We start from the raw sequence: 11187 nt of genomic DNA on the forward strand, positions 1-11187 counted from the left end.
GCAATGGCTGATGCATTACCACCAGCGGCAGCCGATATGGCTGCCGCTGGCGTTTTCAGGATTGCCCTTGGTGTCGAATACAAGGGCGCACGCTACCGTGGCTTCCAGCGCCAGCGAGATGGCGTGCCCACTGTTCAGGAGAGTCTTGAGCGGGCCTTGTCAAAGGTAGCCGGCGGTGCACCTGTCACCCTCAGTTGTGCCGGGCGTACGGATGCGCTGGTGCATGCCTGCGGGCAGGTGGTGCATTTCGATACCCGGATTGATCGCCCGATGCTGGCCTGGGTCATGGGCGCCAACCGAAATCTTGCAGCGGATATAAGTGTCACCTGGGCGCAAGCCATGCCGCTGCATTTCGATGCGCGTTTCAGTGCGATGGCGCGTCGCTACCGTTATGTCATCTACAACGACCAGATTCGTCCTGCACATATGGCCGAAGAGGTAACCTGGAATCATCGCCCGCTGGATATCAGTCTGATGCGCCAGGCGGCAGCATGCATGATCGGCACCCACGACTTCAGCGCCTTTCGCGCCCGGCAATGCCAGGCCAAGTCCCCGATCAAGACGGTGCACCATTTGCGCCTGATCGAGCACGGACGCTTTATCGTTCTGGATATCCGTGCCAATGCCTTTCTGCATCATATGGTGCGCAATATTGCCGGTGTATTGATGACCATTGGTGCTGGCGAACGCCCGGTCGAGTGGGCCAAGGAAGTACTTGATGCCGGTGTCAGGCGGACGGGCGGAGTGACTGCGCACCCCTTTGGCCTGTATCTGGTCAAGGTGGATTACCCGGCGGAGTTCACGCTGCCCGAGCGCTACATAGGCCCGCATTTTCTTTCGGCACTGGCGGATCATCCGGGCTGACGCTTTGGGGCGGGCTTTGCTACCATCCGGCTACTTACCTGGGAAAACAAATGCCAGCCTCCGTACGCATCAAGATCTGTGGAATAACCCGTATAGAAGATGCATTGGCCGCTGCCGAGGCAGGAGCCGATGCTATTGGCTTGGTGTTTTATGCCAAAAGCCCGCGTGCGGTGAGCGTGCAACAGGCCCGGCAAATAATTGCGGCACTGCCGCCGTTTATCACCACCGTCGGTTTGTTTGTAAACAGCAACCGCTGCGAGCTCAATGAAATTCTCGCAGCGGTGCCACTGGATCTTCTGCAATTTCATGGCGATGAAAATGCAGCTGACTGTGAAGGCTACCATCGCCCTTACCTCAAGGCCCTAAGGGTCAAGGCAGGCGATGATATTCAGGCTCAAATAGATATGTACCCCTCTGCAGCAGGCGTTCTGCTGGATACCTTCGTTGAAGGTGTGCCGGGGGGGACCGGTGAGTCTTTTGACTGGTCACTGGTACCGCCCAGGGCGAGCAAGCCGATTATTCTGGCAGGGGGCTTGTCGGCGGAAAATGTAGGGTCGGCGATTGCCCGGGTGCGGCCTTATGCAGTGGATGTCAGTGGCGGGGTAGAGCGCAGCAAGGGCATAAAGGACGAGGAAAAGATTCGGGCTTTTATTGCCGCCTGCAAAGAAATATCTTTGTGACGGAGCGCTGGATAGGGCCGTCAGCTAGCCTGTTATAGGCAGCGTACATAATGGAAAATGCCGGGATTTGCTTGTTCAGCAAGTGTCCGGCGCAAGTCATCAGGTTTGCCGGACGTGTTTGTCATGGCAGATGAAAGTGAATTTTCAGCAGGCTTGGTGGGGTTGAACCCTGCGGCTTGCCGAGCTGGTATTTGGAGAACTAGAGCATGAGCAACTGGCTGAGAGACAAGTTGATCCCCTCGATAATGCGTTCCGAGGAGACAAAAAGCTCTGTGCCTGAAGGCCTCTGGCACAAGTGCCCTTCCTGTGATGCGGTTTTGTACCGGCCGGAGCTGGAAAAGACCCTGGATGTCTGCCCCAAGTGCAATCATCACATCCGTATTGATGCACGCAAGCGTCTGGATATCTTTCTGGATGCGGAGGATCGGCTGGAGATTGCCGCCGATCTGGAGCCGGTTGACCGCTTGAAATTTCGCGATACCAAGAAATACAAGGATCGTCTGCAGGCTGCACAAAAGGCTACTGGCGAAAAGGATGCACTGATTGCCTTGAGCGGCAAGTTGCAAGGTCTGCCTGTGGTGGCCTGTGCATTCGAATTCGATTTCATGGGCGGCTCCATGGGAGCCATTGTCGGTGAGCGTTTCGTCCGTGCGGCAAATGTGGCCCTTGAACAGCGTTGTCCGTTTCTCTGCTTTGCCGCTTCGGGTGGTGCGCGGATGCAGGAAGCATTGATATCGCTGATGCAGATGGCCAAGACCTCGGCAGTGCTGGCGCGACTGCGTGAGGAGGGCATTCCTTTCATTTCCGTACTGACAGACCCTGTTTATGGCGGTGTTTCAGCCAGTCTGGCCATGCTCGGTGACGTGATTGTCGCTGAGCCGCGTGCCCTGATTGGCTTTGCCGGTCCGCGAGTCATTGAGCAGACTGTTCGCGAGAAGTTGCCCGAAGGCTTCCAGCGCAGCGAATTTCTGCTGGACCATGGCGCGATCGACATGATCATCGACCGGCGTGAGCTTCGCCAGCGTCTGGCCAGATTGCTGGCGCAAATGCAGAACCTGCCCAGTCCTGCCCAGACCGCATGACGCAACGAAGCCTGGCAGACTGGCTTGCGTATCTGGAGCAGTTGCATCCTTCTGCAATTGATATGGGTCTGGAACGGGTACGTCAGGTTGCCGGTCGCCTGCAGTTGCAACGGCCGGCGGCAAAGGTAATTACGGTTACCGGAACCAACGGCAAGGGCTCTACCTGTGCGTTTCTTGCCGAACTGTTGTTGACCGAAGGGTTGCGTGTAGGCGTTTATTCCTCGCCGCATCTGCTGCGGTATAACGAGCGCGTGGTGATTAACCGTGAACCTGCCACGGATGCCGAGTTGTGCATGGCATTCGCGGCAGTCGAGTCAGCCCGCGCCGACATTTCACTGACTTATTTCGAGATGGGCACGCTGGCTGCTTTCTGGCTGTTTCAGCGGGCGGGCCTGGACGTAGCCGTTCTGGAAGTCGGGCTGGGTGGACGGCTGGATGCGGTCAATCTGCTGGATGCGGATCTGGCTCTGGTGACCAGTATCGGGCTGGATCATGCCGAGTGGCTGGGTAATACCCGCGAGAGCGTGGCATTCGAGAAGGCGGGAATCTTTCGTAACGGCCGTCCGGTCATCTGTGGCGAGATTGATCCGCCGGATACCCTCTTGCAGCAGGCGGCCCAACTGGATGCCCCGGTTTATCTGCGTGGCAGGGATTTCGATCTGGCTGTTGGCGCAGGCAATTGGCACTGGCGCGGGGTTGATCAGGACGGATCGCCGCTGGAGCTGCATGATCTGCCACTGCTTGACCTGCCGATGGAGAATGCGGCTTTGGCACTGCAGGCGTTCATTCTGCTTGGGCTGGCCTGGAGCCCGGAGCGTTGTTCTTCTGCCTTGCAGCGAACCGTTCTGCATGGGCGCTGTGAGCGCTGCCGCCTGCAGTATCAGGGCAAGAAGCTCACGCTGATCCTGGATGTTGGGCATAATCCCCATGCTACAGACTTTGTTGCCGGTCGTTTGCGCGCAAGACCGATAGCGGGTCGGCGGCTGGCCGTTTTCGGCATTCTGGCCGACAAGGATCTTGCGGGTGTAGTGGCAGCGATCCATCAGGTCATCGATCATTGGGCGGTTGCGCCATTAGCTACAGTGCGCACGCGAACGGCAGACGAGTTGTCCGCGGAGCTGGCTGAATCCGGCGAGCTGGCAGAGCAGTGCGCTACGATAACCCTGGCGCTTGAGGCACAATGTGAGCGGGCTCGGGATGGTGACGAAATACTGGTCTTCGGGTCTTTTTATTGTGTGGCAGAGGCGTTGGCATGGCTGGCGCAGAGGGGAGATGGCAATGGCGGCACTGGATAAGAATCTCAAGCAGCGCATTGTGGGTGCTCTGGTTCTGGTAGCGCTCGCGGTGATTTTCCTGCCGATGCTGTTTTCCCGTCCGGATGACCTGCGTCAGGTGGTGGTTGATGCGCCGCCCATGCCGAGTACTCCCGAAATGCTTCCCGTCAAGCAGGAGCCGGTCATAGTTCCAGAAGCCGAGCCCTTGCCGGATGAGCCTCAAGCAGCGGAAGTTGATTTACCGGTAAGTCCAGAGGTTGCAACGCCGGCGCCCGAGGAAAGTCCAGCTGCTGCGCCGCCTGTTTCACGTCTGGATGCCAATAGCCTGCCTGTTACCTGGTCAGTGCAGCTTGCCAGTCTGGCGACCCGGGCTAGTGCCGAGGATCTGCAGAAAAAGCTGCGCAGCAAGGGCTACAACGCCTATGTGCGCACTTTCGAAGACAAAAACCGGGTGCTGGTCGGGCCGGTTGTGGATAGAGCTGAAGCCGATCGGCTGCGTGATTTGCTGGATCGCCAGATGAAGCTCAAAGGCTTTATCGTCCGTTTCGAACCCGAACCGCTTTAGTAGATGCCTTACTCGGGCTGAACCGCTCTGCTAGAATGCACGTCCTTTTCATTGGCGGGCGAAACAGTGGCATTCACTTGGGTAGATTGGGGCATTGTCGCCATCATCTGCGTTTCCTGCCTGATCAGTCTGCAACGCGGCTTCGTCAAGGAAGCGCTTTCTTTGCTGACCTGGATTGTGGCCGGTACAGTTGCCTGGATGTTTGGTGGCGCTCTGGCAGAGCATCTGGTCGACTTCATCGAGATACCCTCGATCCGCGTCATTGCAGCTTGCGGCATTCTTTTTATCGCAACCCTGGCGCTCGGGGCGTTGGTCAACTATCTGATCAGTGAGCTGGTCCGGGTTACCGGTTTGTCGGGTACAGACAGGTTTTTGGGTATGGCATTTGGTGCTGCCCGGGGCTCCCTGCTGGTAGTGATTCTGGTGGGCCTGATCAGTCTGGCGCCGGTGCAGCAGGACATCTGGTGGAAGGAGTCGGTCCTGATACCGCATTTTCTTCTGGTGGCTGACTGGACCAAAGGTTTCATATTGAATCTGACCGGGGGTTTTTCTCCGGCCAGTGCCTTGCATTCGGGTTGATAGCGGGCTTACTGCCTGAGTGCAGCAGTTAAATTCTGGGTATACAACGTAGGGGTTGCGTCACATGTGTGGCATCGTCGGAATTGTCGGAAAGTCGAACGTAAACCAGTCGCTGTATGACGCGCTTACCGTTCTTCAACATCGCGGCCAGGATGCTGCCGGTATCGTGACCAGCAACGAGGGCAGGCTGTTTCTGCGCAAGGACAACGGCCTGGTTCGCGATGTGTTCCAGCAGCGCCACATGCAGCGTCTGGTTGGCAAGATGGGTATTGGTCATGTGCGCTACCCCACCGCGGGAAGTTCCAGTTCGGCCGAAGCGCAGCCGTTCTATGTCAACTCGCCTTATGGCATCACGTTGGCGCATAACGGCAACCTGACCAATGTCGAACAGTTGGCCAAGGAAATTTACGAGTCGGATTTGCGTCACGTGAATACCAATTCCGATTCTGAAGTACTGCTTAATGTACTGGCCCATGAGCTGGCACAACGCGGCAAACTGCAGCCCACCGAGGATGATGTGTTTGCTGCGGTGGCAGGCGTGCACGCGCGTTGCATCGGTGGCTATGCGGTGGTGGCGATGATTACCGGTTACGGTATTCTCGGCTTCCGCGACCCGAATGCAATTCGTCCGATAGTATTTGGTCAACGCCATACGGATGAAGGCGTCGAATACATGATCGCTTCCGAGAGCGTTGCTCTGGATGTGCTCGGTTTCACCCTGATTCGTGATCTGGCTCCCGGCGAGGCGGTTTACATCACGGAGGAGGGCAAGCTGTTTACCCGCCAGTGCGCACAGAATCCGCACTATGCACCGTGCATTTTCGAACATGTCTATCTGGCTCGTCCGGACTCGATCATGGATGGTGTCTCGATCTACAAAGCCCGCTTGCGCATGGGGGAAAAACTGGCCGAAAAGATCATGCGCGAGCGCCCTGAGCATGGCATCGATGTAGTGATCCCGATTCCGGATACCAGCCGCACTTCGGCGCTGGAACTGGCCAACCGGCTTGGCGTCAAGTTTCGCGAAGGCTTTGTGAAGAATCGCTATATCGGCCGGACCTTCATCATGCCCGGCCAGGCCGCAAGGAAAAAATCCGTGCGACAGAAGCTCAATGCCATCGAACTGGAGTTCCGCGGCAAGAATGTGATGCTGGTCGATGACTCGATTGTGCGTGGTACCACCTGCAAGCAGATCATTCAGATGGCACGCGAGGCGGGGGCTAAAAGTGTCTTTTTCTGCTCGGCGGCGCCGGCGGTGCGTTACCCGAATGTGTATGGTATCGACATGCCCAGCGCCCATGAGCTGATTGCCCATGGACGCAATACCGAGGAGGTGGCCGAGCTGATTGGTGCCGACTGGCTGGTGTATCAGGAGCTGCAGGATCTGGAAGATGCGGTCAGTGAAGGCAATGCCAATATCCAGGGCTTTGACAGCTCGGTGTTCACTGGCGAATACATCACCGGCGATATCAACGCAAGCTACCTCGACCGCATTGACCAGGCCCGTAATGATTCTTCGCAGACTCGTTTGCAAGCTGTCAGCGCAATCATTGATCTGCACAACAACTAAGGAGAAATCGGCATGACGCAGGAATGGGAGGCCGGCCGGCTGGACAGTGATCTCGAAGGTGCCGGCTTCGACACCCTGGCGGTACGTGCGGGCCAGCGTCGCACGCCAGAGGGCGAGCATGGCGAAGCCATGTTTTTCACTTCCAGTTATGTCTTTCGCTCTGCGGCCGATGCCGCTGCGCGTTTTTCCGGTGAAGTGCCGGGCAACGTCTATTCGCGTTACACCAATCCTACCGTGCGGGCATTCGAAGAACGCATCGCGGCACTGGAAGGCGCCGAGCAGGCAGTAGCTACAGCCTCAGGCATGTCGGCGATATTGGCTACCGTGATGAGTCTGTGCAGCGCCGGTGACCATATCCTGGTTTCGCGCAGCGTATTCGGCGCCACGGTGTCGCTGTTCGAGAAGTACTTCAAGCGCTTTGGTGTGCAGGTGGACTATGTGCCGCTGGCCGATCTGTCGGCATGGCAGGCTGCATTCAAGCCCAATACCCGTCTGTTGTTTGTCGAATCGCCATCCAATCCGTTATCGGAGCTGGTAGATATCGCTGCCCTTGCCGAGCTTGCGCATGCCAAAGGTGCGTGGTTGGCGGTGGACAACTGTTTCTGTACGCCGGCGTTGCAACGGCCCCTAGCTATGGGTGCGGATATCGTTATTCATTCGGCGACCAAGTTTATTGACGGTCAAGGCCGCTGCCTCGGTGGTGTGGTTGCTGGTCGATCCGCGCAGATGAATGAATTGGTGGGCTTTTTGCGCACGGCAGGTCCTACCTTGAGCCCGTTCAATGCCTGGGTGTTTCTCAAGGGGCTGGAGACCTTGCGTCTGCGTATGCAGGCACATTGCGCCAGCACCCAGGCCTTGGCCGAATGGCTGGAGCAACAGCCTGGCGTTGAGCGGGTGCATTACTCGGGCTTGCCCAGTCATCCGCAGCATGAGCTGGCCAAACGCCAGCAGAGTGCCTTCGGTGCGGTGCTGAGCTTTGAGGTGAGCGGTGGCAAGGAAGGTGCCTGGCGCTTTATTGATGCTACACGGCTGATTTCTATCACCGCCAACCTGGGGGATAGCAAAACTACCATCACCCATCCGGCCACCACTACCCATGGGCGCTTGTCGCCTGAAGATCGGGCCGCTGCAGGCATCAAGGACAACCTGATTCGCATCGCTGTCGGCTTGGAAGAGCTGGCCGATCTGCAAAAGGATCTTGGTCGCGGGCTCGCAGCTCTCTGATGCCTGGCGCAATAGCTTGGTTTGCCTGAGCCGCTTGATGGCGTCCCGGTGGAATTGATTTCCTCAGGGAGTTGACTTGCGTTTGTTGCCTGCGTAAATTGCGCGCCTCGCAAGTCTTGCCGGTTTCTCCGGTCAGGTTTGTGATTCGGATGAAAGTCCGACCGACATGCAGCGGTAGTTCAGTCGGTTAGAATACCGGCCTGTCACGCCGGGGGTCGCGGGTTCGAGTCCCGTCCGCTGCGCCATATCAGGAAACCCTTGAGCCTAAAAGCTCATGGGTTTTTTGTTTTTACGGGCTGGTATGTGGCAACCAGGTGAAAGGGTCTACGGCTTAATTGATCTGCCTGCTTCCCGGTACTAGCCTGCACAACTTGCGGTCAAACCTTGCGACTGTTTGGTCTGCTGTATATAGTCCGGCGCTGACTCAAGTAGCACCATCGCCCCGATGGTGAAATTGGTAAACACAGCAGACTTAAAATCTGCCGACTTAACGGTCTTACCGGTTCGATTCCGGTTCGGGGCACCATTGACGTGCTTTTGGCTTAATCCGGGTTCGCCCGAATAAGACTCAAAGCTCAGAGAAACCGGCACTTAAGCCGGTTTTTTTGTATCTGGGTTCTCCCGCCTTCATCTGGATAGTCCCGGGTTTTAGGTATATGTTTAGGTATACGTCGGTTCGATTTGAGACTGTATACCTATGGCGCGCACCGTAACTCCCCTGACTGACCCAAAATGCGAGGCGGCCAAGCCGCGAGACAAGGACTATTCACTGTTCGACGGGCAGGGGCTTTTCTTGTTGGTGAAGGCCAGCGGCACCAAGACCTGGCGATTCAAGTTCGTCCGACCTGATGGCCGTCAAGGGCTGGCGACCTTTGGCAACTACCCGGCGCTAGGCTTGAAGTCTGCACGAGAGCGTCGTGCTAGTGCTCTGGAGCTATTGGCGCATGGCCAAGATCCTATTGAGGCGGCCAAGACGGCCAAAGCCGAAGAAGCCCAATCCCGGGCAAACAGCTTTGAAGCGTTGGCGATGGAGTGGCACGCGGCTTGTGCTCGCAAGTGGTCGCCCGATCATGCGGCAACCGTGCTACGCCGCATGGAGCTTTACCTGTTCCCTGCGATTGGCTCCCGCCCTGTTGCTGATCTGAAAGCGCGCGACCTGCTGGCACCGCTCAAGGTAGTGGAAAGCCGGGACGCGCTGGAAACGGCTAGCCGCCTGCGCCAGTACATCACCGGAATCATGCGTCTGGCTGTTCAGCATGGCTACATAGACAACAACCCCGCGCACGACTTGATTGGTGCGACGGCAACACGCAAAGCTAAACACCATCCAGCTTTGCCATTGGATCGCATACCCGAGTTGCTAGAGCGTATCGATGCCGTTACCGGACGCCCGATCACTCGCCTTGCCATCAAGCTGACGCTGCAAGTATTCATTCGCTCTAGTGAGTTGCGGTTTGCCCGTTGGGGAGAAATCGATGGTGCCAGAGCAATGTGGACGATCCCCGCCGCTCGGGAAGAAATTGTGGGAGTGAAGCACTCCACTCGTGGCGCCAAGATGACTACGCCGCACCTTGTACCGTTGAGCCGTCAGTCACTCGCGCTTCTGGATGAAGTGCGGCAGCTAACCGGGCGTTTTGATCTGGTGTTTGCCGGAGACCATCATCACTGGAAGCCTATGTGCGAGAACACCGTAAACTCGGCGCTGCGCCGGATGGGCTATGACACCAAGGTCGACGTATGCGGCCATGGCTTCCGCACCATGGCCTGTTCTGCGCTGGTGGAGTCGGGCTTGTGGGGACGTGACGCGGTAGAGCGGCAGATGAGCCATCAAGAGCGTAACGGGGTGCGAGCTGCCTATATCCATAAAGCTGAGCATATTGAAGAGCGTCGGCTCATGTGCCAGTGGTGGAGCGACTACCTGGACGCCTGCCGTCAGAAGTACGTGACGCCTTACGATTTCGCACACATTAGCGACAGCGCAGTCAATGTGGTGAGCATCAAGCGCGCATAACAAGTTTTGGCTGGCCAATCCCGACGTGGAGAGAAGCAGACTTCCCATCTGTCTGGCCGATTTATTCAAGGATGTTAGCCCCAGGAGACGTAGCGATGGCTGGTAGCTTTCTTAAGTTCAAACCTGTACTGACCTCAAGTGAGGCGGTGGAATTGCTGTCCGAACTAGTCCGGGTGTCTCCGACTGATGAGGATATTAGAGAACTGATAACCAACGGCTATCTCACGCCGATTTATGGGTATGGGCGAACTTTATTTGGAATCAGCCAAGAATCATTTGAAAGTGACTCTAACGCAGCCATTTTGGCCGTGAGTCATATAGGTGTCGTCTCATCTTTCGGATATGGGAATAGTGATATGTATGGGCCGCTATCAGAAACGACTGATGGGCAAAGCCTTGTATTTCTCGCTACCGATGAAGATTACGATCTAGCTGCAGATTTCGTTGACATCAACCATTTTGCGACTGTGCACATGGATCACGAGGATGCGAGTTTCTTGACCGCCGAGATTTTTTCGATTGCACACATGGCAATTTCTAATGACTTACCAGTGTCGCCAGAAGAAAAGTCTCTGCCGCGCATAAGCTTCAATGCCGATAATGACCTGCCATTCCTCATGTATAAGGAAGTCGCGAGCCTTCACGGTTTTAATACACCATCCGGCATCTTTTCATCGCGACCAAAACCCGTAGTAATGGATCGTCAACCAGCGATACAGATAGCGCGGCCATCTCATCTTCTTGCAATCGCCGGGCTTCTCGAACTTTTACTAGACGACAGCCGGCCACGCTACCAGCAAGGTACGGCAGCCGAAGCAATCGAGGAAAAGGGTTGGAGAGGTGCCAGTGCTAGCGGGCTAACCAAGCTTTTTGCAGAAGCTAGGGCGGCAGCAACGGAAGCCGAAAAAGTAGCTCAAGCCAAAGCTGAAGCTAGAGGGAAGGCAGCGAGCAGGGCAAAAATCTAAAAGCCTGCAAAAAGTCTGTCAGAGTATTTTGCAATTGCAAAAATGGGTTTTGCAGTTGCAATGACTGGCTCCACCTGGGCACCTAAATTGCGTTCCGCGGACTAACCGAGGAGAACGCAACATGACAAAACCTAACCCAGCATCACCACAGCACAGCGGCCATACACCAACCCTTCCCGAGCTTTGGACAATGACGGAGGTCGCGCACACTATGCGCCGCACTCGCTCCGGCGTAGACAAGCTGCGCGCTCGTGATCCGAAGTTTCCGAAGCCCTTGAAAGATGGCGACGACCGCCGCAGTCGCATCTACTTTGTGCGTCAGGAAATAGAAGCCTATCTAGCTGCCCGTCTCGATGCTCGCGTGGTGGCCTGA

11 protein-coding genes and 2 tRNA genes are annotated in these 11187 nt (G+C 56.6%); all 13 read left to right on the top strand.

Going from position 1 to position 11187, the window contains the following annotated elements:
* Positions 1-3 precede the first annotated feature (3 nt).
* Complete coding sequence (gene truA, locus BLT89_RS04975; RefSeq protein WP_090193389.1) at positions 4-864, top strand: tRNA pseudouridine(38-40) synthase TruA; 861 nt, start codon at positions 4-6, stop codon at positions 862-864.
* Between the two features lie 50 nt (positions 865-914).
* On the top strand, positions 915-1544 hold the full coding sequence (locus tag BLT89_RS04980; protein WP_090193390.1) for a phosphoribosylanthranilate isomerase: 630 nt from the start codon (positions 915-917) through the stop codon (positions 1542-1544).
* Between the two features lie 206 nt (positions 1545-1750).
* Positions 1751-2626 carry an acetyl-CoA carboxylase, carboxyltransferase subunit beta gene (gene accD, locus BLT89_RS04985; protein WP_090193391.1) on the top strand — a complete coding sequence of 292 codons (876 nt, stop codon included), beginning with the start codon at positions 1751-1753 and terminating at the stop codon, positions 2624-2626.
* Complete coding sequence (folC, locus tag BLT89_RS04990) at positions 2623-3921, top strand: bifunctional tetrahydrofolate synthase/dihydrofolate synthase (RefSeq protein WP_090193392.1); 1299 nt, start codon at positions 2623-2625, stop codon at positions 3919-3921. The genes accD and folC overlap by 4 nt, the downstream gene beginning before the upstream one ends.
* The gene (locus BLT89_RS04995; protein ID WP_090193393.1) at positions 3905-4465 is read left to right on the top strand and encodes an SPOR domain-containing protein; all 561 of its coding nucleotides are present in this window, start codon (positions 3905-3907) and stop codon (positions 4463-4465) included. Before folC ends, BLT89_RS04995 begins: the two co-directional genes overlap by 17 nt.
* 66 nt (positions 4466-4531) lie before the next feature.
* Complete coding sequence (locus BLT89_RS05000; RefSeq protein WP_090198718.1) at positions 4532-5044, top strand: CvpA family protein; 513 nt, start codon at positions 4532-4534, stop codon at positions 5042-5044.
* A 64-nt stretch (positions 5045-5108) separates the two neighbouring features.
* Positions 5109-6614, top strand: a complete 1506-nt coding sequence (gene purF, locus BLT89_RS05005) for an amidophosphoribosyltransferase (RefSeq protein WP_090193394.1) — start codon at positions 5109-5111, stop codon at positions 6612-6614.
* Between the two features lie 12 nt (positions 6615-6626).
* On the top strand, positions 6627-7838 hold the full coding sequence (locus BLT89_RS05010; protein ID WP_090193395.1) for an O-succinylhomoserine sulfhydrylase: 1212 nt from the start codon (positions 6627-6629) through the stop codon (positions 7836-7838).
* A 168-nt stretch (positions 7839-8006) separates the two neighbouring features.
* Positions 8007-8083 (top strand) — tRNA-Asp (locus tag BLT89_RS05015).
* A 194-nt stretch (positions 8084-8277) separates the two neighbouring features.
* Positions 8278-8364 (top strand) — tRNA-Leu (locus BLT89_RS05020).
* A gap of 171 nt (positions 8365-8535) precedes the next feature.
* The gene (locus tag BLT89_RS05025) at positions 8536-9849 is read left to right on the top strand and encodes a tyrosine-type recombinase/integrase (protein ID WP_090193396.1); all 1314 of its coding nucleotides are present in this window, start codon (positions 8536-8538) and stop codon (positions 9847-9849) included.
* A gap of 95 nt (positions 9850-9944) precedes the next feature.
* On the top strand, positions 9945-10814 hold the full coding sequence (locus BLT89_RS05030; protein WP_090193397.1) for a hypothetical protein: 870 nt from the start codon (positions 9945-9947) through the stop codon (positions 10812-10814).
* Positions 10815-10935: 121 nt separating this feature from the next.
* Positions 10936-11187, top strand: coding sequence for a transcriptional regulator (locus BLT89_RS05035; protein WP_090193398.1), 252 nt, complete (start codon positions 10936-10938; stop codon positions 11185-11187).

The organism is Pseudomonas pohangensis (assembly GCF_900105995.1).
In the GTDB taxonomy this organism is placed as follows: domain Bacteria; phylum Pseudomonadota; class Gammaproteobacteria; order Pseudomonadales; family Pseudomonadaceae; genus Aquipseudomonas; species Aquipseudomonas pohangensis.

Bases quoted from the DNA above. Each gene is read 5' to 3' on its own strand.
- BLT89_RS05035 (WP_090193398.1), top strand. From the start codon at position 10,936: ATGACAAAACCTAACCCAGCATCACCACAGCACAGCGGCCATACACCA.
- purF (WP_090193394.1), top strand. From the start codon at position 5,109: ATGTGTGGCATCGTCGGAATTGTCGGAAAGTCGAACGTAAACCAGTCG.
- BLT89_RS04995 (WP_090193393.1), top strand. From the start codon at position 3,905: ATGGCGGCACTGGATAAGAATCTCAAGCAGCGCATTGTGGGTGCTCTG.
- folC (WP_090193392.1), top strand. From the start codon at position 2,623: ATGACGCAACGAAGCCTGGCAGACTGGCTTGCGTATCTGGAGCAGTTG.
- BLT89_RS05025 (WP_090193396.1), top strand. From the start codon at position 8,536: ATGGCGCGCACCGTAACTCCCCTGACTGACCCAAAATGCGAGGCGGCC.
- BLT89_RS05030 (WP_090193397.1), top strand. From the start codon at position 9,945: ATGGCTGGTAGCTTTCTTAAGTTCAAACCTGTACTGACCTCAAGTGAG.
- truA (WP_090193389.1), top strand. From the start codon at position 4: ATGGCTGATGCATTACCACCAGCGGCAGCCGATATGGCTGCCGCTGGC.
- accD (WP_090193391.1), top strand. From the start codon at position 1,751: ATGAGCAACTGGCTGAGAGACAAGTTGATCCCCTCGATAATGCGTTCC.
- BLT89_RS04980 (WP_090193390.1), top strand. From the start codon at position 915: ATGCCAGCCTCCGTACGCATCAAGATCTGTGGAATAACCCGTATAGAA.
- BLT89_RS05010 (WP_090193395.1), top strand. From the start codon at position 6,627: ATGACGCAGGAATGGGAGGCCGGCCGGCTGGACAGTGATCTCGAAGGT.